24 protein-coding genes are annotated in these 26,077 nt (G+C 39.8%); 12 read left to right on the top strand and 12 right to left on the bottom strand.

All coding sequences use genetic code 11. The annotated features are described in order from the left end of the window. Nucleotides 1-130: 130 nt before the first annotated feature. Together AB8618_RS07935 and AB8618_RS07940 are read right to left on the bottom strand one after the other, a co-directional pair. Nucleotides 131-1,057 (bottom strand): electron transfer flavoprotein subunit alpha/FixB family protein, encoded by a 927-nt coding sequence (locus tag AB8618_RS07935; protein ID WP_413402096.1) that lies wholly within the window; start codon nt 1,055-1,057, stop codon nt 131-133. Next, the gene (locus AB8618_RS07940) at nt 1,058-1,807 is read right to left on the bottom strand and encodes an electron transfer flavoprotein subunit beta/FixA family protein (RefSeq protein ID WP_413402099.1); all 750 of its coding nucleotides are present in this window, start codon (nt 1,805-1,807) and stop codon (nt 1,058-1,060) included. A gap of 220 nt (nt 1,808-2,027) precedes the next feature. Here AB8618_RS07940 and AB8618_RS07945 point away from each other — a divergent pair, with 220 nt between their 5' ends. The 5 genes from AB8618_RS07945 (at nt 2,028) to AB8618_RS07965 (ending at nt 7,785) form a co-directional block, all read left to right on the top strand. Next, a complete protein-coding gene (locus AB8618_RS07945) occupies nt 2,028-3,674 on the top strand; it encodes an electron transfer flavoprotein-ubiquinone oxidoreductase (RefSeq protein WP_413402101.1) in 1,647 nt (548 codons plus the stop codon). Nucleotides 3,675-3,775: 101 nt separating this feature from the next. Continuing rightward, nucleotides 3,776-4,240, top strand: coding sequence for an acyl-CoA thioesterase (locus tag AB8618_RS07950; RefSeq protein ID WP_008113812.1), 465 nt, complete (start codon nt 3,776-3,778; stop codon nt 4,238-4,240). Between the two features lie 250 nt (nt 4,241-4,490). Further along, a complete protein-coding gene (locus AB8618_RS07955) occupies nt 4,491-5,060 on the top strand; it encodes an outer membrane beta-barrel protein (protein WP_054200983.1) in 570 nt (189 codons plus the stop codon). A gap of 166 nt (nt 5,061-5,226) precedes the next feature. Further along, entirely contained in the window at nt 5,227-5,931 is a 705-nt protein-coding gene (gene tsaA / locus AB8618_RS07960) for a tRNA (N6-threonylcarbamoyladenosine(37)-N6)-methyltransferase TrmO (RefSeq protein ID WP_413402103.1), read from the top strand. Between the two features lie 129 nt (nt 5,932-6,060). Beyond that, nucleotides 6,061-7,785, top strand: a complete 1,725-nt coding sequence (locus AB8618_RS07965; RefSeq protein ID WP_413402105.1) for a proline--tRNA ligase — start codon at nt 6,061-6,063, stop codon at nt 7,783-7,785. A 191-nt stretch (nt 7,786-7,976) separates the two neighbouring features. On the opposite strand, the gene AB8618_RS07970 is transcribed toward AB8618_RS07965, so the two are convergent. From AB8618_RS07970 to AB8618_RS07980, 3 genes are read right to left on the bottom strand one after another with little or no spacing between them, the layout of a single operon-like run. Then, a complete protein-coding gene (locus AB8618_RS07970) occupies nt 7,977-9,185 on the bottom strand; it encodes an ABC transporter permease (RefSeq protein WP_413402107.1) in 1,209 nt (402 codons plus the stop codon). After that, nucleotides 9,178-9,966 (bottom strand): ATP-binding cassette domain-containing protein, encoded by a 789-nt coding sequence (locus AB8618_RS07975; protein ID WP_413402109.1) that lies wholly within the window; start codon nt 9,964-9,966, stop codon nt 9,178-9,180. Before AB8618_RS07975 ends, AB8618_RS07970 begins: the two co-directional genes overlap by 8 nt. Then, nucleotides 9,963-10,775 (bottom strand): DUF3025 domain-containing protein, encoded by an 813-nt coding sequence (locus AB8618_RS07980; protein ID WP_413402111.1) that lies wholly within the window; start codon nt 10,773-10,775, stop codon nt 9,963-9,965. The genes AB8618_RS07975 and AB8618_RS07980 overlap by 4 nt, the downstream gene beginning before the upstream one ends. A 107-nt stretch (nt 10,776-10,882) precedes the next feature. Here AB8618_RS07980 and AB8618_RS07985 point away from each other — a divergent pair, with 107 nt between their 5' ends. Together AB8618_RS07985 and AB8618_RS07990 are read left to right on the top strand one after the other, a co-directional pair. Continuing rightward, nucleotides 10,883-12,508, top strand: a complete 1,626-nt coding sequence (locus tag AB8618_RS07985) for a M28 family metallopeptidase (protein ID WP_413402113.1) — start codon at nt 10,883-10,885, stop codon at nt 12,506-12,508. An 88-nt stretch (nt 12,509-12,596) separates the two neighbouring features. Next, nucleotides 12,597-13,766: a putative manganese transporter gene (locus AB8618_RS07990; protein WP_413402115.1), complete on the top strand. Its 1,170-nt coding sequence runs from the start codon at nt 12,597-12,599 to the stop codon at nt 13,764-13,766. Nucleotides 13,767-13,845: 79 nt separating this feature from the next. On the opposite strand, the gene AB8618_RS07995 is transcribed toward AB8618_RS07990, so the two are convergent. The 6 genes from AB8618_RS07995 to seqA all read right to left on the bottom strand — a co-directional run bounded on the left by AB8618_RS07995 (nt 13,846) and on the right by seqA (nt 21,255). Beyond that, nucleotides 13,846-15,423: a dihydrolipoyllysine-residue acetyltransferase gene (locus AB8618_RS07995; protein WP_413402117.1), complete on the bottom strand. Its 1,578-nt coding sequence runs from the start codon at nt 15,421-15,423 to the stop codon at nt 13,846-13,848. Nucleotides 15,424-15,431: 8 nt separating this feature from the next. After that, the gene (locus tag AB8618_RS08000; RefSeq protein ID WP_413402119.1) at nt 15,432-16,409 is read right to left on the bottom strand and encodes an alpha-ketoacid dehydrogenase subunit beta; all 978 of its coding nucleotides are present in this window, start codon (nt 16,407-16,409) and stop codon (nt 15,432-15,434) included. Continuing rightward, nucleotides 16,409-17,623 (bottom strand): thiamine pyrophosphate-dependent dehydrogenase E1 component subunit alpha, encoded by a 1,215-nt coding sequence (locus tag AB8618_RS08005; protein WP_413402122.1) that lies wholly within the window; start codon nt 17,621-17,623, stop codon nt 16,409-16,411. The genes AB8618_RS08000 and AB8618_RS08005 overlap by 1 nt, the downstream gene beginning before the upstream one ends. A gap of 265 nt (nt 17,624-17,888) precedes the next feature. Beyond that, nucleotides 17,889-18,941: a succinylglutamate desuccinylase gene (gene astE / locus AB8618_RS08010; RefSeq protein WP_413402124.1), complete on the bottom strand. Its 1,053-nt coding sequence runs from the start codon at nt 18,939-18,941 to the stop codon at nt 17,889-17,891. Between the two features lie 82 nt (nt 18,942-19,023). Continuing rightward, entirely contained in the window at nt 19,024-20,661 is a 1,638-nt protein-coding gene (pgm, locus tag AB8618_RS08015; RefSeq protein ID WP_413402126.1) for a phosphoglucomutase (alpha-D-glucose-1,6-bisphosphate-dependent), read from the bottom strand. Between the two features lie 9 nt (nt 20,662-20,670). Next, the gene (gene seqA / locus AB8618_RS08020; protein ID WP_413402128.1) at nt 20,671-21,255 is read right to left on the bottom strand and encodes a replication initiation negative regulator SeqA; all 585 of its coding nucleotides are present in this window, start codon (nt 21,253-21,255) and stop codon (nt 20,671-20,673) included. Between the two features lie 485 nt (nt 21,256-21,740). Between seqA and AB8618_RS08025 the strand changes: the two genes are divergently transcribed. The 5 genes from AB8618_RS08025 to fur all read left to right on the top strand — a co-directional run bounded on the left by AB8618_RS08025 (nt 21,741) and on the right by fur (nt 24,271). After that, complete coding sequence (locus AB8618_RS08025; protein WP_413402130.1) at nt 21,741-22,508, top strand: alpha/beta fold hydrolase; 768 nt, start codon at nt 21,741-21,743, stop codon at nt 22,506-22,508. A 95-nt stretch (nt 22,509-22,603) separates the two neighbouring features. Then, nucleotides 22,604-22,825, top strand: coding sequence for a DUF2788 domain-containing protein (locus tag AB8618_RS08030; RefSeq protein ID WP_008113777.1), 222 nt, complete (start codon nt 22,604-22,606; stop codon nt 22,823-22,825). Nucleotides 22,826-22,827: 2 nt separating this feature from the next. Further along, nucleotides 22,828-23,106 carry a LexA regulated protein gene (gene ybfE, locus AB8618_RS08035; RefSeq protein ID WP_008113775.1) on the top strand — a complete coding sequence of 93 codons (279 nt, stop codon included), beginning with the start codon at nt 22,828-22,830 and terminating at the stop codon, nt 23,104-23,106. Nucleotides 23,107-23,119: 13 nt separating this feature from the next. Continuing rightward, nucleotides 23,120-23,647, top strand: coding sequence for a flavodoxin FldA (fldA, locus tag AB8618_RS08040; protein WP_008113772.1), 528 nt, complete (start codon nt 23,120-23,122; stop codon nt 23,645-23,647). Nucleotides 23,648-23,827: 180 nt separating this feature from the next. Next, nucleotides 23,828-24,271 (top strand): ferric iron uptake transcriptional regulator, encoded by a 444-nt coding sequence (gene fur, locus AB8618_RS08045; RefSeq protein ID WP_010390113.1) that lies wholly within the window; start codon nt 23,828-23,830, stop codon nt 24,269-24,271. A gap of 65 nt (nt 24,272-24,336) precedes the next feature. Here the strand turns inward: fur and glnS are convergent, their stop codons facing one another. Then, entirely contained in the window at nt 24,337-26,001 is a 1,665-nt protein-coding gene (gene glnS / locus AB8618_RS08050) for a glutamine--tRNA ligase (protein WP_413402133.1), read from the bottom strand. Between the last annotated feature and the right edge of the window lie 76 nt (nt 26,002-26,077).

Raw genomic sequence — 26,077 nt, forward strand, 5'->3', positions numbered from 1 at the left:
GCAAAAAACCCTAAATCGCAAGTAATTTAGATAAGTGGCATGTTTGAATTAAAAAAGCCGCAGAATCAATAATGAAACGACGGCTTTAAATCAGAATTTGTTACTTTAGAAGCGGCATATTGCTATTGCTTTATAGTGCTTGCTCTAACTGTGGTAAAACATCAAATAAGTCAGCAACTAAACCGTAATCAGACACTTGGAAAATTGGCGCATCAGGGTCTTTATTAATGGCAACAATAACTTTTGAATCTTTCATACCCGCAAGATGCTGAATGGCACCACTAATACCCACGGCAATATATAAATTAGGCGCAACAATTTTACCTGTTTGCCCTACTTGCATGTCGTTAGGCACAAAGCCCGCGTCAACCGCTGCACGTGATGCACCAATAGCTGCACCGAGTTTATCGGCAATGCCATTTAATAGTGCAAAGTTTTCACCATTTTGCATACCACGACCACCCGAAATAACCACATCTGCAGCCGTTAGTTCTGGACGCTCAGATTCAGTTTGCTCAACGCTTACAAAACTACTTAGCTGTGAGTCAGATACCATATCTACGGCGGTTACATTAGCTGGTGATTGTTCGCCCTGTAAATCAAAGCTACTCGCACGTACTGTGATCACTTTTTTACTATCGAGCGATTTAACCGTTGCAATAGCATTACCCGCGTAAATTGGGCGCTTAAATGTATCAGCGTCTATTACATCAATAATTTCTGAAACCTGGGCTACATCTAATAATGCGGCAACACGCGGCATAAAGTTTTTACCTGTAGTAGTTGCACTTGCCACAATATGGCTGTAACTGTCAGCTAGTGATAACACTAAATCTGTCATACTTTCAGCGAGTTGATGCTCATAAACTGCATTATCTGCAAGTAAAACATTCGCAACACCCTCAATGCTCGCGAGTGACTCACTCATGGCGCCAAGGTTTATGCCTGCTAATAATACATCTACGTCAAAGCCTAATTTTTTAGCGGCGTTAATCGTTTTTGAGGTTTCTGGTTTTAAGGCACCGTTATCGTGCTCTGCAATTACAAGAGTTTTCATTTAAATCACCTTTGCCTCTGTTTTAAGTTTTTCTACAAGCTGTGCAACGTCTTCAACAATAATCCCGCCGCTGCGTTTTGCTGGCTCTTCTACAGTCACTAATTCAATACGCGGTGTTAAATCTACACCTAGCGAATCAGCCGCAATAACTTCTAACGGCTTACGTTTAGCTTTCATAATATTAGGTAGCGACGCATAACGTGGCTCATTCAAACGTAAGTCTGTGGTGACTATTGCGGGTAAATTAAGTGCAACAGTTTGCAAACCGCCATCAACTTCACGAGTAACATTTACTTTGCCATTTTCAATAACAACTTTAGAAGCAAACGTGCCTTGGCCGCGATTGGTCAACGCTGCTAGCATTTGACCTGTTTGATTATTATCAGAATCAATAGACTGCTTACCTAAAATAACCAGTTCAGGCGATTCTTGCTCAACTACTTTCGCAAGTAACTTTGCAATATGAAGAGATTCTAGGTTTTGCTCAGTTTCAACATGAATCGCTTTATCAGCGCCCAAAGCTAATGCTGTTCGTAATTGTTCTTGCGATGCTTTAGCGCCAATAGTAACAACAACTACTTCGGTTGCAGTACCCGCTTCTTTTAAACGAATCGCTTCTTCTACAGCAATTTCACAAAATGGGTTCATGGCCATTTTAACGTTAGTTAAGTCAACACCGCTGTTGTCAGGTTTAACGCGAGCTTTTACGTTGTAGTCGATCACTCTTTTTATTGGTACGAGAACTTTCATAGGGACTCCATAATTATTTAAACCTATAAGCTAACGTCTACGTCAACCTATTTATTTTATGAAATCAGACTACTTCCTGTTGACGTAAACGTCAACCTAAAATAACCTTAAACTATTCACAACCTGTAACGATTAATTTGCATAACAAAGAAACAGGTTGCTTAGCTTACTTTTTGCCAAATAATGCAAAGGTGAGTCCGTCATAGATAAAGAGGTTATTATGATTGAACGCGAAACCATGGAATTTGATGTTGTTGTTGTAGGGGCTGGTCCTGCGGGGCTTTCAACAGCAATTAAACTCGCGCAGCAAGCACAAGAAAAACAACAAGAGTGCATGATATGTGTAGTTGAAAAAGGCTCAGAAGTTGGCGCACATGTATTATCAGGTGCCGTTTTTGAAACCAAAGCACTGGACGAATTACTGCCAAATTGGCAGGAGCTTGGCGCTCCTGTATCGACTAAAGTGGTAAATGATGAAATTTACTGGTTTAACAACGAACATAAAGCAACCTCAATTCCTCACTTTGCTACACCTAATACATTTCATAATAACGGTAATTACATTGTTTCTATGGGTAATGTATGTCGCTGGTTGGCAGAGCAAGCAGAAAACCTTGGAGTAGAAATATTTCCAGGCTTTAGTGCGCATTCAGTCATCATTGAAGATGATGTTGTAAAAGGCATCATTACTGGCGATATGGGTGTAGATAAAAATGGCAATGAAAAAGACGGTTACATGCCAGGTATGGAGCTACGCGCTAAGTACACAGTATTTGCTGAGGGCTGTCGCGGTCATTTAGGTAAGCAACTTATCAATCAGTTTGCTTTAGACGATGAGTGTTCACCACAGCACTATGGTTTAGGTTTTAAAGAAATTTGGCACGTTGATGAATCTAAACATCAATTAGGTAAAGTTGTACACGGAACCGGTTGGCCATTAAGCGGTGACACTGGCGGTGGCGCATTTATGTATCACAGCGAAAACAACCAAGTGGTTGTGGGGTTAATTGTTGATTTAAATTACTCTAACCCACACTTAAGCCCGTTTGATGAATTTCAACGATTAAAACATCACCCTGTTTTCAGAAATACACTTGAAGGTGGAGAACGCATTGCCTATGGCGCACGTGCTATTGCTAAAGGCGGTTTACATTCATTACCAAAAATGCACTTTCCAGGTGGCTTATTAGTGGGTTGTGATGCTGGCACGCTTAATTTTGCAAAAATTAAAGGCAATCATACGGCTATGAAGTCAGGCATGATAGCCGCTGAAGTTATTTTTAATGCGCTACAAAACGATTTAGCCAATACTGACTTAACCCAGTACACCGCTGAGTTTAAAAAGTCATGGGCGTATAAAGAGCTGTATCAGTCTCGTAATTTTGGCCCTGCTATGCATACCTTAGGTAAATTTGCAGGCGGCGCATATAACACGCTTGACCAAAATATATTTAAGGGTGCCCTACCGTTTAGCTTTAAAGATAACGTACCTGACCATGCAACTTTAAAAGACGCTAACCAAGCTGAAAAGATTAACTATCCTAAGCCTGATGGCAAACTCAGTTTTGATAAGCTTTCTTCAGTGTTTTTATCTAATACCAATCATGAAGAATCGCAGCCGTGTCACTTAAAACTAAAAGATGCATCAATTCCGATTAACGTTAACTTAGTGAAATTTGACGAGCCAGCACAGCGCTACTGCCCTGCCGGCGTTTACGAAGTACAAGAAGTAGAAGGCGAGCAATCCTTTGTGATCAACGCGCAAAACTGTGTGCATTGTAAAACCTGTGATATCAAAGATCCGAGCCAAAATATTACCTGGGTAACTCCCGAAGGTGCTGGTGGCCCTAACTATCCCAATATGTAACAACCTTTCTATAGAAATTATAAACTTATCCTAAATTGCAGGGGCTTCGGCCCCTTTTTTGCGCTATGCTGTTAAGTAATATGAATGAATGAGAGTGTGTTATGGCGTCGTCGAGTGTAATTTTTCGTTTTTTAGCAGAGCCAACCGATGTAAATTTTGGTGGTAAGGTGCATGGCGGTGTGGTCATGAAGTGGATTGACCAAGCGGGTTATGCCTGTGCTGCGGGCTGGAGCGGCCACTACTGTGTAACGGTATCGGTTGCGGGCGTTAAGTTTAGCCGTCCTATCTTAGTTGGCCAAATTGTTGAGGTTGAAGCAAAAATTGCACACACCGGCAAAACCAGCATGCAAATTTTTATTCAAGTTCGCTGTGGCGACCCGAAAACACAAAACTTAGTTGAAACTAATCATTGTGTTATTAGCTTTGTTGCTATGGATGAAACGGGTTACCCTGTGGCGGTGCCCGAATTTAAATCGGTTACAGATGAAGACAAAAAGCTAGAGAACTACGCAATTAAAATGAAGCAAATAGCCATCGAAACAGAAAACTTGTTAGATAAAGTTTAATTTAGTCGCTTTTATAGGTATGTAGAAACTACAACAACTTGTAAAAGCTACAATTTTTAATTTTTATGGATTAACTGCACGCTGAACACCTGATTGTTTTGCGTGCCAAAAAAACCAAAGTAGCTCAACAAACACACATAAAGGCCAAATACTATTCGAAATAATACTTGGCACGCTCACTGCAATTAGTAAATCGACGTTTGATGAATTAATCGAACAAATCGATATTATTTTTTAAAGGAGCTATATAATGATTAAAACACTTTCTCTTTCTGCACTTGCTTTAGCAACACTGGGTTTTAATTCAGCTGCACAAGCTGATGTTACCGACATGGACTCTCCGCGCATTTACACCGGTATTGGTTATGGCCAATATTCATTTCAGTTTGAAGATAGCGAAAACGACACCGACTTTGATGACGACGCGCAAATGTTAAAAGGTTACATTGGTACCCAATTTAATGAACATTTAAGTCTTGAGCTTGCATATCTAAATTTTGATGAAGTGAGCGATATAGACAGCAAAGCTGAAATTGATGGCGTATCGTTAGCAGCACGTTTTGCAGCGCCGATCACTGAAGACTTTTCTGTTTATGCCAAAGGTGGTTGGTTTGAATGGGATGCAGACGTTACTCAAGAGCTACCAGTTGGCAGCATCAGCGCATCTCAAGATGGCGGCGACGTGTTTTACGGTGCAGGTATTGAATATGCATTTACAACCAATATGCAAGTGCGTTTAGAGTATGAGCGTTATGAATTAGAAGATGATATTGATCCAGAAATGGATGTTGCGTCAGTATCATTCCAATACATGTTTTAATAATAGCTCAATTATTAAAACGTTAGGTAAGGCTATTTTTAGCCTTACCTTTTTTATTTCACATTTAAACCTGTTAGTCTAAAAATAAAATACCCCCAAATTAAGCTAATGCCAGCAACGTCAATAAAAGGTAGAATAACGCTCTATTTTTCTATGACTGAGCATTATGAGCGATTATCAAATTTCGGCTATTGGCCATATTCAATCTCCGTATAAACAAAAATTTGCCATTCCTAGACAGCCTAGATTAGTACCCGAGGCTAAAGCTAAACTGATTTTTGCCAAAGAATTTAATCGTGAAGAATTTGTTCGCGGGTTAGATGAATTTAGCCATATTTGGCTGTTATTTCGTTTTCATGAAACTGCTGATAAAGGCTATTCAGCAATGGTGCGCCCGCCGCGCCTTGGCGGTAATGAGCGTAAAGGCGTGTTTGCTACTCGAGCAACTTTTCGTCCAAATGCCATTGGCATGAGTGCAGTAAAGTTAGAGGGAATTGAGTATAAAAACGGTCAGTTAGCGTTATTGCTCACCGGTATTGATTTACTTGACGGCACACCCATCGTAGATATAAAACCTTATTTACCCTATTCAGACGCATTACCCGATGCAAGCGCTGGATTTGCCGATACGCGTCCAGAAACACAAATGAGTGTTGAGTTTAGCCAACAGGCTATAGAATTTATAAATAAGCAAAGTCACTACCCCGAGCTACAAGCATTTATTAGTAATGTGCTAAAGCAAGATCCACGCCCTGCCTACAAAAAGCAAAAACAAGGCGTGCAAAGCTATGGTATGAATTTGTATGAATACAACATTACTTGGCAAGTGACTGACTCTCATCATCTGGTTACTCATATAGAGCTCAGTTAAGTCTGTTGTAAAGCCCTGCTATGGCTATAAAATGCGATAAAAAATCACTTAGCGCTTTAGTGTCAATGCAACCGCTGGTAAACTGAGCGCCTTAATTAAAAGAACATATCACTCTATTTCGGAAAAAACATGCGTACTAGTCAATATATACTCGCTACACTTAAAGAAACGCCATCCGATGCGGAAATTGTCTCGCATCAATTAATGCTTAGAGCCGGAATGATCCGTCGCGTCGCTTCGGGTTTATACACTTGGCTTCCCTCTGGCTTACGTGTGCTAAGAAAAGTAGAAAACATAGTACGCGAAGAAATGGATAAAGCCGGCGCAATTGAAATGCTTATGCCTGTTATTCAGCCTGCTGATTTATGGGAAGAGTCTGGCCGCTGGAGTGAGTTTGGTCCTGAGTTAATGCGCTTTACCGACCGTCATAATCGTGAATTTGCCATGGGCCCTACCCATGAAGAAGTGATCACCGATTTTGTTCGTAAAGAAATTAACAGCTACAAACAACTACCAATTACTTTGTACCAAGTACAAACTAAAGTACGTGATGAGCGCCGCCCACGTTTTGGTGTTATGCGTGCCCGTGAATTTACTATGAAAGATGCCTACTCATTCCATTTAACCGATGAATGTTTAGATGCAACGTATCAAGTAATGCACAAAGCCTACTGTAATATTTTTGAACGTTTAGGCTTAGATTACCGCCCAGTAATTGCAGATACCGGTTCTATTGGCGGTAGTGTATCGCATGAGTTCCATGTACTTGCTGAATCTGGCGAAGACGCCATTGCTTTTAGTGATGCCAGCGACTATGCCGCTAATATTGAAAAAGCCGAAGCATTAGCGCCAACTGAAGCGCGCCCACAAGCAAGCAAAGAGTTAAAAGCATTCCCAACGCCTGATGCAAAAACAATTAGCGAGCTTAAAAAACACTATGGCGTAAAACCCCATCGCGGTATTAAAACATTAGTGGTTTATGGTACTCCTAATGAAGACGGCGTACGCGGCCTTGTTGCATTAGTACTGCGTGGCGATCACGAGCTAAATGAACTCAAAGCTGAAAAACATCCATTGGTTGATTCTCCACTTGAAATGGCAACCGAAGCAGATATTGTTGCTGCCATTGGCGCAAAACCAGGGTCTTTAGGCCCAGTTGGCTTAAACATGCCTATTATTGTTGATAGAACAGCGAATGTAATGGCTGATTTTGTAGCCGGTGCCAACAAAGACGATGAGCACTTTAGTGGTATTAACTGGGATCGCGACGTAACAGGCTACGAAGTTGCTGATATCCGTAATATTGTAGAAGGCGATCCTAGCCCGTGTGGTCAAGGCACGTTGCAAATTAAACGCGGTATTGAAGTGGGTCATATTTTTCAACTAGGTACTAAGTACTCAGAAGCATTAAAAGCAGGTGTACTGAGCGAAACAGGTAAAAACCAAATAATGACTATGGGTTGTTATGGTATTGGTGTATCGCGTATTGTTGCTGCAGCTATTGAGCAAAATAATGACCAATATGGTATTACATGGCCTAAAACTATCGCTCCTTTCGATTTAGCGATTGTGCCAATGAATATGCATAAATCGCATCGTATTCCTGATATTGCTAATAATCTATACCAAGGTTTAAAAGATGCAGGTTTGGACGTGTTATTTGATGATCGTAAAGAGCGCCCTGGTGTTATGTTTAATGACATGGAATTACTCGGTGTACCTTACACGCTTGTCATTGGTGAGCGTAACCTTGATGAAAATAAGGTTGAACTTAAAAACCGTCGCACCGGTGAAAAACTCATGATCGATATCGATAGCGCGATAGAAACTATTAAAGCGCAATTTAAATCATAAGCCTTAAGTTAATAAAAAAACCGCTGTATGATTTTTTCATACAGCGGTTTTTTATTAATAGCTTATAAACCAAGGTTCGCTTATCTAATACTAGATAAACACTAAAGCTAAGCATATAGCACTCTCTCTTAAGGATAATTTATAAAAAAAGGTCGCTGTGCGACCTTTTAAATACTTTGCAATTTAGATGGTTATCTAAACAACACGTCTTCGCGGTTAAACCACTTAACACAAAATGCTAGTAGCGCACCAGCTATCAGTGCCGTAGCCAAAAATATCAATCCCACCAGCGTGTAATCGACTGTGCCTTTAATAATTTCTTTAATCGCTAAGGCGACGTTAGTAACCGGAATAAAGGCTGTTTTAGCGGTCAGTTCCATATTAGGCATTATGGAAATAATAATTGGGAAAAATACCACCATACTTAATGGCGTCATGTAATTTTGTGCTTCTTTAAACGAACGTGCATAGATTGAGATAGCCAATGCTAATGCAGAAAAAATAGCTGCAATTGGCAATAACAATACAAAAATCATCAGCAAGTCTGTAATACCTAATGTACTAAACGCGGCTTTAATGAACTCTAGATCAGCAAATGCCAGTGCTAATGCAATCCAACACCCCATACTAATCACGGTGATAGTAGTTGATGCGATTGAAGTTGTGAGTAGAGTAATAAATTTACCCAATACTAGCTCTGTACGAGTAATGGGGGTAAGTAATAACGTTTCTAAAGTACCACGCTCTTTTTCGCCAGCGCCTAAATCAATTGCTGGGTAAGTTGCCCCCATTAGCACTAACGGGATAAGTAAATAAGGTAAAAACCCACCTACTTTTTCACCTAAGTTTTCACGTTTGTCAGCAGTATCAACTTTAACCACATTAATTGGCTTTAAAATAGATTGTTGTGCGCTTTTATCAATACCAAAGCTTAATAGTTTACTTTCTTGAAGTGTATCGCTGTACTCTTTAGCAAGCTCTTTTACACGCTCAAATAAGAAGTTAATTGATTTTGAATCATTAAATACAACTTGCCATTCACTTTGCTTTTTATCATTTAATGTTTGTACTGCATCGCTTGGTAAGTATATTCCCATGTCGATATCGCCAGCGGTTACCCCTGCTTTTAGCTCCTCGACACTATTAAAAGTTTTATCGCCTTTATATAATTCAAAACTTTTATGATAAAACACTTTATCAGTAAATTCTGGAGCAAAGTCGCCATTGATAATCGCGTAAGTATTCACTTTTTGCTCTGCATCAAGCGCGGCTTGCGAAGAGATAAACGCAACCACAGCAAATAACAATGGAAAAACCACAATCGGAAATACCACCACGAACAACAAGGTTTTTTTATCGCGTAGCAGCTCGGTTAATTCCTTTTTAAATACCTCAAACATCTTGCTTCTCCGTTAATATGTTCATAAACGCTTGGTTTAATTCTTCGCTGTTACCCGTTTGTTTAAATTCAGCGAGCGTGCCATCAAAACAACTTACACCTTCATTAATAACCGCTACACGGTCACATAAAAGCGCAACCTCATCTAAATGGTGAGTAGAAAAAATAACAGGAGTGCCTTGTGCTTTTAAGCCTTTAATAAAGTTAATTACTGTTTGAGTGGTCATAATATCAAGCCCTGTGGTTGGCTCATCAAGAATAACAACATCTGGGTGATGGACTACAGCACGCGCTATATTGGCTTTTTGTTTCATACCGGTTGATAGGTTTTCAGCGCGCTTATCAATAAATTTATGCATATCGAGTAAGGTAAATAGCTCTTCACAGCGTGCCTTGATCGCTTGCTTACTCATGCCATGTAGTTTTGCAAAATATTCGATATTTTCTTTTACCGTTAAACGGCCATATAAACCAGTAGAGCCAGACAAAAACCCAATAGATTTACGCCCAATAAGTGGCTTTTTAATTATGTCATTTCCAGCAATTGTAATACTGCCATCATCCGGTTTTAAAGCCGTAGAAATCATTCTTAACGTGGTGGTTTTGCCCGCGCCATTAGGGCCCAGTAGCCCCAGCACTTCGCCTTTTGCACAACTGAAGCTGACATCTTTAACCGAGTGAAAATAATCTTTATCTTCGCGTGGATCAACTTCATCTATTTTATTTTTTTTATGATCTTTAGTGAGCTTAAACTTCTTTTTAAGCGCGGTGACTTCTATCATTTTCGTGTCCTTCGTTTCGGTCTAAAATAGTCCGTGTTGTCATAAAATGATGAATTGTTATTTTCTTCATACCAACCAGGAACACCTAATAAGGGTAAGGGTGAAAGCTGTTTATTATCGGCTAAACAATCATCATTTTTAATCATCTCATAAAGTCGCTGATCTAGGTACTGGTACTGAGTTACTAAATCTTTACAAAATATTTCATCGGGTACATTTACAAATAATGCTTTCCCTGTGAGCCCAATATAAGGTTTGGTCAACATTTCGTAATTAGCGTGGCCAAACATGAATGGCGCTATAGTTTTACCCCACTGCTCTTTATGCGTTATAAATGCTGTTTTCCATTGGTGGTCTCTTAAGCATACTTTCCAATTAGAATCACTAATAGCTAAAACCACGCCACACTCGTCAAACAGGGTTAATGCATTTCGATGTTTACTGCGTTGCTTTAAACCATGCACTGCTATTTCATCTACATGACGCTGATTGATAAGGGCTTTTGTTTTTGGGAATAAACACCAAATAAAACCACCAAACAGATCATGCCAATTTTGTTGGCGAGTAGGTACTTCACCAGTTTCAAAAATAACTTGTTCATAATAACGCTCTGCAAAGTCAACCTTGGCATCATCGACAAAACGAATGGGGAGATTATTTGCGTTTATGGCGTTTAGGTACGGGGAAAAATACGCTGGTTCAGGCCAGTCTGATTGTTGATGAATTTTAAACAACTGACGTAAGTGAGCAAATGCCCCTGTGTTTAGGCTCGTTGCTTGGAATTGTTCTGGGGGAGTAAAACGCTTCATTGTTACCTTTACTGTACATTTTTATCCCTAACAGTTTACCGCAAAAACTGGTTCTAATTAACAGAAGTTCATATACTAGGGCCACTTAGAACAAAAAAAGAGCCAATATGAAACGTTATTTTTCTTTGACCTTAATCACAACCGCAGTTTTAGCCGGTTGTGCAACAACAAGTATCACTTCTGACGATGTCGCTAAAGGCTATAACAGCATTCAAGCCGATGAAATTGCTAAGCATGTAAAAGTGTTAGCTTCTGATGAGTTTGGTGGTCGTGCTCCTTCATCTGAAGGTGAAAAGCTTACGCTTGACTACTTAACAAAAGAATTTACTGCATTAGGCTTTGAACCGGGTAACGGTGATAGTTTTTTCCAAGAAGTCCCGCTTGTATCATTAGAAGCAGACTCTTACATGGTGCTTAATATTGGCGGTAAAGACTACAAATACAAAAAAGACATGGTTATGGGTAGTAGCCGCATCAGTGCGCAAGAAGGAATTGAAAATTCAGAGCTGGTATTTGTCGGCTACGGTGTTAACGCACCTGAATATAACTGGAATGATTACGAAGGCCTAGATGTTAAAGGTAAAACCGTCGTAATGCTGGTAAACGACCCGGGTTTTGCAACTAAAGATCCTGATTTATTCACCGGTGATGCCATGACCTATTACGGGCGCTGGACATATAAATACGAAGAAGCAAGCCGCCAAGGTGCAGCGGGTGCAATTATTATTCATGAAACGGCTCCTGCGTCTTACCCCTGGTCAGTAGTTGAAAACTCGTGGAGTGGCGAGCAGTTTGGTTTTGTAAAAGATAATAACAACATGGATCGTGTTGCTGTTGAAGGTTGGGTTACTGTTGATGTAGCAAAAGAGCTATTTACTAAAGCAGGCCTTGATTTTGATACTGCTAAAACAAAAGCAGCTAAAGGTGCTTACCATGTAGATATGGGTGATTTAGCAGCCACTGTGAATGTAAAAAACACCATCAAAAAATCGGTATCTTATAACTTTATTGCCACTCTTCCTGGTAGTAAAACACCAGATGAGCATATTATTTACTCTGCGCATTGGGATCATTTAGGAACAGATAAAAATCGTAAAGGCGATCAAATTTATAATGGTGCCCACGATAATGCGACAGGCACTGCAGGTATGATCGAAGTAGCTGAAGCCTTTACTAAACTAGGTAAACGCCCTGACCGTTCAATGACCTTTTTAGCGGTAACCGCTGAAGAACAAGGTTTGCTTGGCTCAAAATATTACGCAGCTAACCCGGTTATTCCAGCAAATAAAACCGTCGCCAATATTAATATGGATAGTTTAAACCTATTAGGAAAAGTAAAAGATATTAGTGTTGTGGGTATTGGTAAATCGCAAATGGATGAACTATTAGCCACTGCTGCAAAAGAGCAAGGCAGAATAGTATCGGGCGACCCTAAGCCATCTTCAGGTGGTTACTACCGCTCTGATCACTTTGCCTTTGCCAATATGGGCGTACCTGCTATGTATGCTGGTGGTGGTTCAGAAGCGTTTGATGAAGAAACGGCTAATTACCGCAAGCGTATGAGCTTGGTATTGCGTGGTTGCTACCACCAGCCTTGTGATAGATATCGCGATGAGTGGGATCTATCAGGTGCGGTTCAAGATTTACAACTATTTTATAAAGTAGGTTTTGATATTTCACAGCAAACTCAATGGCCTACTTGGAATGAAAACTCAGAGTTTCAACGTAAATAAACGTTTTCAAGCAACCATATAAATGATATTGATTATCATTTAATAAAATAGTACAGTGCGATCTAGTTTATTAATTAGGTCGTACTGTATGTTTTTAACAGAACATTTAGGAGTTATTTCGCCAACTGCAAAGCGTGTTTTTCATCAAAATAAACGCCTAATTTTACCATTGTTAATTTTAGTCTGCTTAGCCTTGCCCAGCTTACGCACCATCACAATCACTGCACTCAGTGATGCTTTTTTTCAAGTCAGTGTGTTTGTTGCTGCAACCTTATTTATTTACTACTACGCGATTGAGCATTTACCCAAACTAGAGCTTCGTTATCTAAATGCTAAGTCTCCTGTGTTAGAAGTCAGCTTTGCTGCTTTTTTAGGTATGCTGCCAGGCTGTGGTGGTGCAATCATTGTGGTTACTCAATTTACCAAGGGACAAGCAAGCTTTGGGGCTATTGTCGCGGTATTAACAGCCACTATGGGTGATGCTGCGTTTTTATTATTAGCTACACGCCCTACTGATGGGTTAACGATAATGGCAATAGGCTTATTCGTCGGAACGCTAACAGGCTTACTGGTTAATAAACTGCATAAAACAGGTTATTTATGCCCTACCAATCAAAAGCAAACACAACCAGTGACTGTATTGCCAACCAAAATAATAAAGTTGAGCAAGCCTATTTGGTTAATTGCTATTCTTCCTGGATTACTGATTGCTTTTGTACTGGCGTTTAATATTGATTTAAGCCAATTTGGCAATCATGTAGTAAATACGGTCAGCTTTTTTGGCGCATTAATAGCATTGTTTGTGGTGTTTATGTGGGCGCTATCATCAAAAGGTGAAAGCTATAAGGAAGTAACCTCAGAAGATGATGTATGCAGTCCGCCTTCAAAAATAACTAAAGTACTGCAAGATACTCATTTTGTAACTGCGTGGGTGGTTGCCTCCTTTGTGTTATTTGAACTACTGGTGAGCGTGTTTGGTCTTGATTTAAAAACATGGTTTTTAAATTTTGCCTATTTAGCGCCGTTAATTGCGGTATTAATTGGCTTTTTACCTGGTTGTGGACCGCAAATCATTGTCACCACGTTATACATTCAAGGCGTGATACCGTTTAGTGCTTTAGCAGCGAACGCCATTTCTAATGATGGCGATGCGCTTTTCCCTGCCATTGCAATGGCTCCCAAAGCGGCCATTATTGCCACACTATATACTGCTATCCCCGCGTTATTAGTGGGTTATGGACTGTATTTTTTCAGCTAAATCGGTCTACTTTTTATTAATTTACTTTTCAAGATATAAAAAAACCAGCTAATTAGCTGGTTTTTTATTAATGAAAAAATTAGCGCATTGCCATCATCATTTTAGCTGGCTGCTCTAAGTATTCTTTCCATAAATTGTTAAAGCGCGCTATCGTGCCGCCATCAATTACACGGTGATCACCAGACCAACTTACTTGCATAATCGCACGCGATACCACTTGCCCTTGCTCGTTAAAGCGCGGAAGGTGCTGTAATTTACCTAGCGCAACAATCGCGACTTCAGGTTTATTAATGATTGGCGTTGCAATAGTGCCGCCAATTGCACCAATGTTAGAAATGCTAATAGTACCGCCCTTTAAATCATCAGGTGCAACTCGCCCTTCTCGAGCAGAATCGGTAAGCTGAGTTAAACTGTTAGCAACCTCTACAATACTTTTTGTTTGGCAAGCCTTAATGTTAGGCACTAATAAACCTACTTTAGAATCTACTGCAACCCCAATGTTATGATCGTCATAGTAAGTAATTTCGCTACAATCATCATTTACTTTTGAGTTAAGTACTGGGAATTGACTCATTGCCAACGATAAAGCCTTAATAAAGAACGGCATCATAGTTAACTTAACACCCTGTGCTTTATATTGCTCTTTCAGATCAGCTCTAAGTGCAATTAAATCAGTTAAGTCAATTTCATCACTGTAGGTAAAGTGTGGAATAGTAGAAACCGACGCCACCATTTGTTTTGCCATGGCCGCTTTAATGCCTTTAATCGCTTCTGTTCGCGTTCCACCTGTGCTAGCTGCATACTCATCAGTACTGCTGATTTTTTTACTCTCAGTAGTCTGTGGTTTGTTAAGCTCAGAAATATCCATACCAGATGGCACTTCATTTTTTATAAACGCTTCAATATCTTGTTTATAAATACGACCATTTTTACCACTGCCTGGAACGCAAGTTAAATCTACATCAAGCTCTCGCGCTTTACGTCTAACCGCAGGTGAGGCAACTGCTTTTTCGTTAACAATCGCAGTTTGTGGTTGTGTTTGTTTAACCGGTGCATCGTTAGCTGCATTGCTTTGTGCTTTTACGACCGCTTGATTAACATCAACATCTTCTTTTGCAGCTTGACCTGCTATGGTCATTTGAAACAACGGGCTGTGTACTTTGGCAATTTCACCTTTTTGATAATATAGCTTTTGTACAGTACCGGTATATTTAGCCGGTATCTGTACCAACGCTTTATCAGTCATTACATCACAAACAGCTTGGTCTTCTTCAATCTCATCGCCTTCTGCCACTAACCACTCTACAATTTCACACTCAACAATACCTTCACCAATATCGGGTAAGATAAAATCTTCTAAGTGTTCACGAGTAGATGTTGGTGCAGATGATGTTTCAGTCTTTTCGCTGGGTGCTTCCCCGACAACATCCATTGCAAATAACGGCGCATGCACTTTAGCAATATCGCCTTTTTTGCAATGCAGCTTAGTGATCACCCCATCGTGTACCGCAGGAATTTGCACTAAGGCTTTGTCTGTCATCACATCACAAATAGGCTGATCTTCTTTTACTGTATCACCTTCTTGTACCAGCCATTCGACTACTTCGCATTCAACAATGCCTTCACCAATGTCGGGTAATATAAAATCTTTAGCCATGGAAACCCCTAAAAGTTCACTGATTGTTTAATTGCAGCCATTACTTTCAATGCATCTGGAACATATTCTTTTTCAAGCGCCAGCGGATATGGAGTATCTAAACCACATACACGTAAAATAGGCGACTCTAAATGTAAGAAACACTCTTGAGCGATGGTTGCCGCAATTTCAGCGCCAAAACCATTGGTAATAGGTGCTTCATGACTAACAATAAGACGGCCCGTTTTTGTTACTGACTTAGCAATGGTTTCAACGTCCCACGGTAAAATACTGCGAAGGTCAATCACCTCACAGCTAATACCTTGCTCACTGGCTTGTTTAGCGACTGCTTCTACGATTTCCATTTGTGCGCCCCACGCTAATAAAGTAACGTCAGTGCCCTCTTGAACTACCTCAGCTTTGCCTAGTTCAATGCTGTAATCTTCTTCTGGCACTTCACCCGTAGATGCACGATATAAGCGTTTTGGTTCAAAAAATAGCACTGGGTTGTCGTCTTTTATGCATGCGCGAAGTAAGCCTTTAGCTTGATAAGGGTTACGTGGCACGACAATTTTTAACCCTGGCGTATGGGCAAAATACGCTTCTGGCGATTGCGAGTGATACAAACCACCAGCAATCCCGCCGCCGTAAGGTGTGCGTATTGTTAGATTGCCTACGTTGAATTCATTACCACTACGGTAACGAAACTTAGCAGATTCATTCACTATTTGGTCAAACGCAGGAAAGATGTAATCAGCAAATTGAATCTCAGCAAGCGCGGGGGCACCAAATGCAGCCAAGCCATTAGCAAAACCTAAAATACCTTGCTCTGTAAGCGGCGTGTTGAATACACGGTGCTTACCGTATTTTTCTTGTAAGCCTGATGTTGCTCTAAAAACGCCGCCAAAATAACCCACGTCTTCACCAAAAATACACGCTTGAGGGTGTTCATTCATGGTGATATCTAAAGCAGAATTAATTGCATGTAGCATGTTCATTTTAGCCATTACTTAATTCTCCCTGCTGTTGTTGGGTAGGCATCAGGATGGGCTTTTATATGTGTTTTAAGCTCATCATATTGGCGTTGTAAAGATGGAATTGGCGTGTCATACACATCAGAAATCAGCTCTTCTAAGGCTGGTTTATCAATTACTTCAGCGCGTTTAAGCGCAGCCAAAATATCATCACGAATTGTTTCTTTGGCTTTTATATCTTCTGCGTCATCTAACCAGTTTTGTTTCACTAGCCATTTTCTAAAGCGCTCAATTGGGCACGCTTTATAGTTTGCTTCTTCGTCTTTTGAACGGTAGCCACTGGGGTCGTCTGATGTTGAGTGCGCGCCTAAACGATAGGCTATCGATTCAATCAGTACAGGTTCACCTTGAGTTGCTGCAATTTCTCGGGCTTTTTTAGTTGCTGCATAAACAGCGAGTGCATCGCTGCCATCAACACGTATGGTTTTAATACCATACCCTACGCCACGCGATGCAATACCGTCACCTTTAAATTGTTCATCAGCTGGGGTAGAAATAGCATAACCATTGTTACGTGCAAAAAAGATAACCGGTGCCTTATGCACTGCAGCCATGTTAAGACCTGCGTGAAAATCACCTTCTGAAGCGGCACCTTCACCAAAATAACAAATGGTGACGTTATCAATAGAGCTTGCTAGTTCACCTGTTGTAGCATCGATATGTTTTACTTTTTGACCGTATGCATAACCGGTGGCCTGTGGAATTTGAGTTCCTAATGGCGATGAAATTGTCATGTAGTTAAGTGCTTTAGAACCATAATGGATCGGCATTTGACGGCCTTTACCAAGATCTAATTCGTTAGAAAACATCTGATTCATAAATTGGTCAAGCGTAAAACCACGGTAATGCAACGCCGCTTGCTCACGGTATTGCGCCATAATCATGTCATCTTGATCAAGGGCTGCCGCAGAGGCTGTTACAGCAGCTTCTTCACCTAAACACTGCATGTAAAAGCTAACACGGCCTTGGCGTTGAGCACCCTGCATACGTTCATCCAATAAACGAATAAAACGCATGGTTTCGTATAATTTAATAGCGGTGTGTTTAGAAATGTCAGGTGCAGGAGCACTAGGATGAATGTCGCCGTCCTCAGTTAAAATACTGAGGGTTGGAATATTAAGTGCGTGGCCGTCGATGAACTCAAGCTCATGGTTAATATTCAGCGATACGTTATTGGGATTACTCATAACCTACCTTCTCTTGTTGTCGGTATTACAGTGCCCCTTTAAATTATTATTATGGGTGATTGTTGCTGAATAAACTTTGCAACATCTGCACTGTATTTAATTAAAGCTGCCAACACTTTACGTTAACGTAAAGTGTTATTCAACAAAACTATGACCAAACAAAAGTAAATATTGAGCAAAAAACTGGCAAGTTAACTATACATATAATTAACCACTTATTAATCAGTTGGTTAAACTTTCATAACAAGTGGTCTGATGTGTTGAGTTAGCTAAAACGGCTATCTACTTGCATAGGGACAACCGTTAATAGTGCACGTTGTCCAATAGCAACTTGTGCGTTAGGAAAAATAATCGCTTCCCCTTCTACGTCCGCATAAATTGCATTATCACCATCAGTTGCTAAAAGCTCACCCTTTGCAAAGCCTGTAAAGTTCTCAGCATCATCAGAAAACGGGAAGCTAAAGTTTTGCTCTGTGCGGTTAATTGTGCGATGAACAGAAAACAACTCAAAGTCACTTGCATTAAATTTAGGGTATTCCACTTTTATTTGACTAATTAATGCAGTCAATGTTTGCTTAGTTTTTGCAAAGCGTGACATGTCGTTTTCACCAAAGGGTTTTACTTGGCCAAGCTCAACGGTAAACGAATCAGCCCCATGCACAAACGATGAATAGTAGCTAAACGTGGTAGCCGGTGATTTCATCATTAATATCGTATTAACTCCGCAACTCAATAAAAACTGCAATTGCGACTTTTTCCAAGGCTTGCCGTGTAAAAATGGGTAAACAGCAAACTTCTCATTTTTAGAGCCACGAATAGCAGTATGTAAATCATAATGACAGCGATACGTGCCCTGCTCTGAGCGTGCATAAAAGTCGCTAACGTAATGTTCAAGTTTTGCTGCACGAACACGCTCGTCGTTCATCGCGATGTCATCAACAGTGTGGTGACCATTAAATAAACGATTTAAGTTCTCTTCAACAAAGCGTTTGCCAATATTAATTGATTTAGGGTTACCAAATATAAATAAAACCCGTTGTTGTAATTCAAGTTGACCACTAATAATGTGTTTAATCAGTTCATCACAAATTTCTATTGGGGCTGTCTCATTGCCATGAATTGCACTTGAAAGCACCACATTCTTTGACGTTATACAATCAGGTTCAAATTCAATTACACCGGTATCATGCACGGTTACTTGCGTATTATTACTAAGGGTAAATTGGCCTGCATCCAAATGCCATTCATGGTTTCGAGAAAGCGTTAAAAAATCACCATCTTGTTTTAATTGATTAATATATTCTGAAGTGGCTGACATCACTATAAAGCCCTTTTTGTTTTATAAATTGTAGATACAAAAACGGCTGAATAAATCAGCCGTTTTTAATTTTAATTGCAGACTAGCTAATTACTGAATCAACCAGTTTTTTAGCTTCTTTTTCTAATAAGGCTAAGTGCTCTTCGCCTTTAAATGATTCTAGATATATTTTATAAATATCTTCAGTACCTGACGGACGAGCAGCAAACCAGCCACTTTCAGTTACTACTTTTAAACCACCAATTGCCGCATTATTACCTGGCGCATGAGTAAGTTTTTGTATAATTGGCTCACCGGCTAAGGTTTCGGCTTTAACATCGTCAGCACTAAGCGCTTTTAATCGTGATTTTTGCTCAGGCGTTGCTGGCGCATCTAAACGTTTGTAAAGTGGCGCACCAAATTCTTGCTCTAGTTCTTTATATAACGTAGACGGTGTTTTACCTGTAACTGCAAGAATTTCAGCGGCAAGTAGCCCCATAATAAAGCCATCTTTATCTGTACACCACACGGTGCCATCAAAACGTAAGAAGGCTGCCCCTGCGCTTTCTTCACCACCAAAAGCCAATTTACCTTTATTTAGCCCCTCAACAAACCATTTAAAACCAACCGGCACTTCTTTAACTTTACGGTTATTGCGCTCAGTGACTTTATCAATCATTGAGCTAGAAACGAGGGTTTTACCAATTTCAACACTGGCATCCCAGTCACGATGTGTTAGCAAATAATCAATCGCTACCGCTAAAAAGTGATTTGGGTTCATTAATCCATCAGGTGTTACTATGCCATGACGGTCATAATCAGGGTCATTGCCTATCGATAAATCAAAATCATCTTTAAGGGCAATTAAATTCGCCATTGAATAAGGTGATGAGCAATCCATACGAATTTTGCCATCTTTATCAAGTGGCATAAATGCAAAACGCGGATCAACACTGTCATTTACAACGGTTAAATCTAGGTTGTATTTTTTCGCAATCACTGGCCAAAAATTGATGCCTGAACCACCTAAGGGATCGATACCTACTCTAATACCAGCATCACTAATCGCTTTTAAATTAACAATGTTTTCAAGATCATTAATGTACGGTGTCATCAAATCTTCATAGCGGATAAAACCAGAGCGCGACGCTTTAGCAAATGGAAACAGTTCTACTTCAACTAAGTCTTCAAGTAAAAGCTGATTGGCTCTATCTTCAATCCATTTTGTTACATCTGTATCTGCAGGACCGCCATTAGGTGGGTTATATTTGAACCCGCCATCTTCAGGAGGATTATGAGACGGAGTAACGACAATGCCATCGGACAATTCATTTGGGTGATTTTTATTGTAACTAACAATAGCGTGGCTAATTACTGGTGTTGGTGTGAAGTCACCATTTTCTTGGGTGATCACTTGCACTTCGTTAGCAACCAGCACTTCTATCGCTGAGTTAAAGGCGGCTTCGCTTAATGCGTGGGTGTCTTTACCCAAAAATAATGGGCCAAATATATCGTTTTGTTTTCTGTAATCACAAATAGCTTGGGTAATTGATAATATGTGGGATTCATTAAATTTCACATCATACGCACAACCACGGTGCCCTGAGGTGCCAAAGGCAACACAATGCTCAGGGTTTTGCTCTAGATCAGGCTCATTTAAATAATACGCAGACACTAACTTTGGTACATTCACTAAAACCGATTGTGGTGCAGTTTTCCCTGCGCCGGAATGAATTGCCATGGTATTTCCTTAAAGATAATCACGAATTTTTTCAGCTTGCTCATTGCTATAGCCCAAGCTAAGTGCAACTTCATGCAGCATCATTTTTTTACGTGTAGTATTTGAATTTGTCATCACCCAATATTCACTTTCGGTGATGTTTTTAGGGTTCATACTACTACCGCTATTCACTAAGTCTTCTTTACTGGTCGCAAAATAAACACGATCGCGGCCTTTTATATCAAGCACTGCTGAAAAGTCAGTTTTGTGCGTTCGGTAAAATGCACTTAATATAAATAAGAAACGACCAACAACACCTTTTTGCATTGCCAGCTCTTCTTTATTTAAAATGTTAAATACGTTCGCATTCTTTTTATTTACCGGCGGTTTCGCCACAGAGGCTGGCTGTTCAACGGCTGCGACTGGTTGTTCTTCAGATGAATTAGACACACTAACAGTTTCATTTTTATGATCAGTGTCTGATTTTGTGGTGTGAATTTTTTCGCCGCTGAGATTTAATAAACGACGTAAAATAGTCGATGCACTTTCACCAATACTCTGGGTATTGCTAGCAATGTACTGATATAACTCGTCGTCTATGTCGATTTGTTTCATGTTCTTCCTGTCATTACGGGCCACATTTTTCTTTCGATATGATTATACCCAAATCACCTGAAGATGCGAGTTTCAGTTGGAATTAAAAGCGATTTAGGCAAGGCATTGATTGCAAACAATAGTCGTTCTATTGCTAAAGCCAATAACGCAGTATAAATCGCTTTTACACCAACCCTCTGGGCGTTTCACAGGAACTTACTCTCATCGTTGTTAATTTTTAAAAGGGAACACCATTTTTGCAAACTAACGCCTTGATATTAAGCCCCTTTGAAACGCTGAATTCTGTATCTTGTGATGGTTTGGGTATATACCCAATCCAGTTAGAAATGCGAGTTACAACCCATGCTACCCTAAACATATAATTAATAATGACCAAATAATCAGGGAGCTAAGTATGTTTGCATCCAGTGTTTAATTAATGTCTGTATTTTTTGCTTTTTTAGTTAATGCTCGGCAAACTATGCGCAAAATTATGGGAGACGTTTATGCAATTAAATTACAAACAAATTGGTCAGGGTCCTGATGTTGTTTTGATCCATGGACTGTTTGGCTCTTTAGAAAACCTTAATGTGATTGCAAAACCATTAAGTGAACACTTTTGCGTAACCAATGTCGATTTACGTAACCACGGCCTTTCTCCACACAGTGATGAAATGGATTATCTAGCCATGGCCAATGACATTGTGGAATTAATGGTGAAATTGAAAATACAAAAAGCCCACCTTGTAGGGCATTCCATGGGCGGTAAAGTGGCCATGCAAGTTGCTTTGACCCATAGCGAGTTGATTGACAAATTAGTGGTACTTGATATCGCCCCAGTAAGCTACCCGGCTCGTCATACCCAAATTCTTGAAGCATTGAACTCAGTAAAAAATGCCGATATTAGTGATAGAAAGCAAGCTGATTTAATAATGCAACCGTATATACAAGAGCTAGGTGTACGTCAATTTTTATTAAAGAGTTTATATAAAAATGATGCAGGGAAATTTGTTTGGAGATTCAATTTATCAGTACTTGATAATAAATATTCAACAATTACCGACAACATTAATGCAAATAATTCTTGTTTATGCGAAACTCTGTTTATTAAAGGTAATGACTCTGACTACATATTAGCTGAGCATCGTGAAGCAATTAATGCGCTGTTTAAAAATGTAAGTGCAAAAATCATTCATGGTGCGGGTCATTGGTTGCACGCCCAAAAACCACTGGCTGTAAACAAAGCAATCAATGATTTTTTAATGGCAATTTAAAGTTATTTTTGTGGCGTGTTTTTGATTTATCACACTAAATAATTAAAGATTTATGTGCTATAGTACGCGCCGTTTAATTTAAAGGTTATACGTCGATGGTCAGTCAGTTTATTAACGAATTTGATACCTTAGGGTTGTATTTTGGCTTAGCAGGTATTTTTATTTTTATCGGCTTGGCAATTAAAGACGTACTGAAAAGCGGCAATGTGCCTAAATTTGGTCGTTATATTGTGTGGCTGGTACTCTTTTTAGGTTGCTCTGGCTTTATTGCCAAAGGACTTATTCAGGTATTTTGGCAAGGTGCGGGTGTAGGTTAAGCATGGCCAAGTCAGAAACAGATAGAACAACGCTTGATTTATTTGAATACGAGAAACGTCCAGGTAGACCAAAAACCAATCCCCTTCCTCGGGATATGCAGTTAAAGGTCAATAAACGTAATCAAATAAAAAGAGATAAAGCACGTGGCTTAAAGCGTGTTGAATTTAAAGTTTCGTCACAGCTGTATCAGGCTTTGAGTGATATGGCAGATGCACAAAATATTAGCCGTAGTGCGTTGATCGAAACAATTTTACAAGAAAGATTGGCTATTGATAGATAAAAGGTTTAAATCCATGGCAAGTGTAGGCATTTTTTTCGGAAGTGACACAGGTAACACAGAACACGTAGCAAAAATGATCCAAAAAGAATTGGGTAAAAAGCTCGTTGCTGTGCATGACATTGCAAAAAGCTCTAAAGAAGAGATTGCCGAATTTGATCTGATCTTATTCGGTATTCCAACTTGGTATTATGGCGAAGCGCAGTGTGATTGGGATGACTTTTTTCCTGAGCTTGAAGAAGTAAGCTTTGAAGGTAAGCTAGTAGCTATTTTTGGCTGTGGCGACCAAGAAGACTATGCAGAATACTTCTTAGATGCAATGGGCATGATCAACGATATCGTAACAGAACGTGGCGCTATTGTTGTTGGACATTGGCCAACAGACAGCTATGATTTTGAAGCATCAAAAGGCATGGCGGATGACAAACATTTTGTAGGCTTAGGTATTGATGAAGACCGTCAGCCGGAACTAACAGAGCAACGCGTTAAACAATGGTGTGCTCAAGTATATGATGAAATGTGCTTAAGTGAGTTAGCAGATTAATCTCCCTTTTTATGCTAACTGTTTAAAATATTATCAAACAGTTAGCATTTTCCGCGTTAATATTGATATAGATCAATTGTTCTTTGCACTTCCTGCTAAGGCACGTTATCCTAACTGTTATTGTGACGAGTACATCTTGCAAGATGTCTAGTATAACTAAATAAAATTGAGACAGATTTAATGACTGATCATAACTTGGAACTTAAAAAAGCCGGGCTAAAGGTAACTTTACCGCGTATTAAAATTTTAGAGATTCTTCAATCTCCAGATAACCAACACATAAGCGCTGAAGATGTTTACAAGGTTTTATTAGATCTAGGCGAAGAAATTGGTCTTGCGACTGTTTACCGTGTTTTAAATCAATTTGATGATGCGGGTATTGTTAGCCGTCATCATTTTGAAGGCGGCAAGTCTGTATTTGAACTTTCTGGCAGTACTCACCATGACCACTTAGTGTGTTTAAAATGTGGCAAGGTTGTTGAGTTTGAGGATGACTTAATTGAACGTCGTCAACTCGAGATTGCTGAAGAAAACGGTATTAAGCTAACTAACCACTCTCTTTACCTATACGGTGAGTGTGAAGATAAAGACGCATGTAAGGCGTTTGCACAAAACAACAGTTAATTTTTATTAATTGCATAAAAAAACCTGCTAAAAGCAGGTTTTTTTGTGTCTAAAATAGAACAGAATTACTTCTGATCTATTTTAGCCCATGAGTCGCGCAGACCCACAGTTTGGTTAAATACCACATTCTCAGATTTACTATCACGAGAGAAGTAACCAGTACGCTCAAACTGGAAACCTTGCGCAGGCTGTGAATTTGCCAGTGAAGGTTCTAGTTTTGCATTAGTAATAACAACTAACGACTCTGGGTTTAATGTGCTTTCAAAATCTTCTGCTGCTGCAGGATTGGGAACACTGAATAAACGGTCATATAAACGTACTTCCGCCGTCACTGACTCAGGTGCTGACACCCAATGAATCACCCCTTTTACCTTACGCCCATCGCTTGGGTTTTTACCCAATGTTTCGGGATCGTAAGTACAGTAAATAGTGGTAATTTCACCGTTATCATCTTTTTCAACACGATCTGCTTTAATTACATAAGCGCCACGTAAGCGTACTTCTTTATCAAGTACTAAACGTTTAAATTTATTGTTTGCTTCTTCGCGGAAATCTTCACGTTCAATAAAAATTTCACGGGTAAAAGGCACATCACGGCGACCCATTTCTTCTTTATTTGGGTGATTAGCAACAGACAATGTTTCAACGGTGTCGGCTTGATAATTCTCAATCACGATTTTAACCGGATCAAGTACAGCCATCGCACGCGGTGCATTTTCGTTTAAGTCATCACGGATACACGCTTCAAGCATACCCATTTCAACCATATTTTCTTGTTTAGTAATACCAATACGTAAACAAAACTCACGAATTGAAGCCGGTGTATAACCACGACGACGAAGACCTGCAATCGTTGGCATACGTGGGTCATCCCACCCTTCTACCTTATTATTTACCACTAAGTCATTAAGCTTTCGCTTTGACATAATAGTGTATTCAAGGTTTAAGCGTGAAAACTCAATTTGCTGAGGGTGACATTCAAGGCTGATGTTATCAAGTACCCAGTCGTAGAGACGACGGTTGTCTTGGAACTCTAATGTACATAATGAATGTGTTATGCCTTCAAGGGCATCCGAAATACAATGCGTGAAGTCGTACATTGGGTAAATGCACCACTTATCCGCTGTTTGGTGGTGATGAGCAAAACGAACGCGGTAAATAATTGGATCGCGCAACACCATGAATGAGCTGGCCATATCAATTTTTGCGCGCAATACACACTCGCCTTCTTTGAATTCACCGTTGCGCATTTTTTCAAATAATGCGAGGTTTTCTTCAACCGAGGTATCGCGATAAGGACTATTTTTACCTGGCTCTTTTAATGTGCCACGGTATTCACGAGCTTGATCGGCAGTTAAAAAACACACATACGCTAAACCTTTTTCAATTAGCTCTACTGCATAGCCGTAAAGCACATCAAAATAGTTTGACGAATATTTAATCTCACCATCCCAATTAAACCCTAACCACTGTACGTCTTCTTTAATTGAATTAACGTAGTTAATATCTTCTTTTTCTGGGTTTGTATCGTCAAAACGAAGGTTACATAAACCGTTATAGTCTTTGGCGATACCAAAATTTAGGCAAATTGATTTTGCATGGCCAATATGTAAAAAGCCATTTGGTTCTGGTGGAAAACGGGTATGCGTTGTGGCATGTTTCCCACTTGCTAAATCTTCATCAATTCGGGTTCTAATAAAGTTACTTGGGCGATTCTCGATTTCCGCCATAGGAGTATAAACCTCTGTATATTGCGTGATAACAAAACTAATGCATTATTACAAAAACCAAGCGTAACATACAGTA

It is taken from the genome of Pseudoalteromonas sp. RW-H-Ap-1 (assembly GCF_048318575.1).
Lineage (GTDB): Bacteria > Pseudomonadota > Gammaproteobacteria > Enterobacterales > Alteromonadaceae > Pseudoalteromonas.

Excerpts from the sequence above, each read along its gene's own strand:
- AB8618_RS07935 (WP_413402096.1), bottom strand. The coding sequence starts at position 1,057 with ATGAAAACTCTTGTAATTGCAGAGCACGATAACGGTGCCTTAAAACCA.
- AB8618_RS07940 (WP_413402099.1), bottom strand. The coding sequence starts at position 1,807 with ATGAAAGTTCTCGTACCAATAAAAAGAGTGATCGACTACAACGTAAAA.
- AB8618_RS07945 (WP_413402101.1), top strand. The coding sequence starts at position 2,028 with ATGATTGAACGCGAAACCATGGAATTTGATGTTGTTGTTGTAGGGGCT.
- AB8618_RS07950 (WP_008113812.1), top strand. The coding sequence starts at position 3,776 with ATGGCGTCGTCGAGTGTAATTTTTCGTTTTTTAGCAGAGCCAACCGAT.
- AB8618_RS07955 (WP_054200983.1), top strand. The coding sequence starts at position 4,491 with ATGATTAAAACACTTTCTCTTTCTGCACTTGCTTTAGCAACACTGGGT.
- tsaA (WP_413402103.1), top strand. The coding sequence starts at position 5,227 with ATGAGCGATTATCAAATTTCGGCTATTGGCCATATTCAATCTCCGTAT.
- AB8618_RS07965 (WP_413402105.1), top strand. The coding sequence starts at position 6,061 with ATGCGTACTAGTCAATATATACTCGCTACACTTAAAGAAACGCCATCC.
- AB8618_RS07970 (WP_413402107.1), bottom strand. The coding sequence starts at position 9,185 with ATGTTTGAGGTATTTAAAAAGGAATTAACCGAGCTGCTACGCGATAAA.
- AB8618_RS07975 (WP_413402109.1), bottom strand. The coding sequence starts at position 9,966 with ATGATAGAAGTCACCGCGCTTAAAAAGAAGTTTAAGCTCACTAAAGAT.
- AB8618_RS07980 (WP_413402111.1), bottom strand. The coding sequence starts at position 10,775 with ATGAAGCGTTTTACTCCCCCAGAACAATTCCAAGCAACGAGCCTAAAC.
- AB8618_RS07985 (WP_413402113.1), top strand. The coding sequence starts at position 10,883 with ATGAAACGTTATTTTTCTTTGACCTTAATCACAACCGCAGTTTTAGCC.
- AB8618_RS07990 (WP_413402115.1), top strand. The coding sequence starts at position 12,597 with ATGTTTTTAACAGAACATTTAGGAGTTATTTCGCCAACTGCAAAGCGT.
- AB8618_RS07995 (WP_413402117.1), bottom strand. The coding sequence starts at position 15,423 with ATGGCTAAAGATTTTATATTACCCGACATTGGTGAAGGCATTGTTGAA.
- AB8618_RS08000 (WP_413402119.1), bottom strand. The coding sequence starts at position 16,409 with ATGGCTAAAATGAACATGCTACATGCAATTAATTCTGCTTTAGATATC.
- AB8618_RS08005 (WP_413402122.1), bottom strand. The coding sequence starts at position 17,623 with ATGAGTAATCCCAATAACGTATCGCTGAATATTAACCATGAGCTTGAG.
- astE (WP_413402124.1), bottom strand. The coding sequence starts at position 18,941 with ATGTCAGCCACTTCAGAATATATTAATCAATTAAAACAAGATGGTGAT.
- pgm (WP_413402126.1), bottom strand. The coding sequence starts at position 20,661 with ATGGCAATTCATTCCGGCGCAGGGAAAACTGCACCACAATCGGTTTTA.
- seqA (WP_413402128.1), bottom strand. The coding sequence starts at position 21,255 with ATGAAACAAATCGACATAGACGACGAGTTATATCAGTACATTGCTAGC.
- AB8618_RS08025 (WP_413402130.1), top strand. The coding sequence starts at position 21,741 with ATGCAATTAAATTACAAACAAATTGGTCAGGGTCCTGATGTTGTTTTG.
- AB8618_RS08030 (WP_008113777.1), top strand. The coding sequence starts at position 22,604 with ATGGTCAGTCAGTTTATTAACGAATTTGATACCTTAGGGTTGTATTTT.
- ybfE (WP_008113775.1), top strand. The coding sequence starts at position 22,828 with ATGGCCAAGTCAGAAACAGATAGAACAACGCTTGATTTATTTGAATAC.
- fldA (WP_008113772.1), top strand. The coding sequence starts at position 23,120 with ATGGCAAGTGTAGGCATTTTTTTCGGAAGTGACACAGGTAACACAGAA.
- fur (WP_010390113.1), top strand. The coding sequence starts at position 23,828 with ATGACTGATCATAACTTGGAACTTAAAAAAGCCGGGCTAAAGGTAACT.
- glnS (WP_413402133.1), bottom strand. The coding sequence starts at position 26,001 with ATGGCGGAAATCGAGAATCGCCCAAGTAACTTTATTAGAACCCGAATT.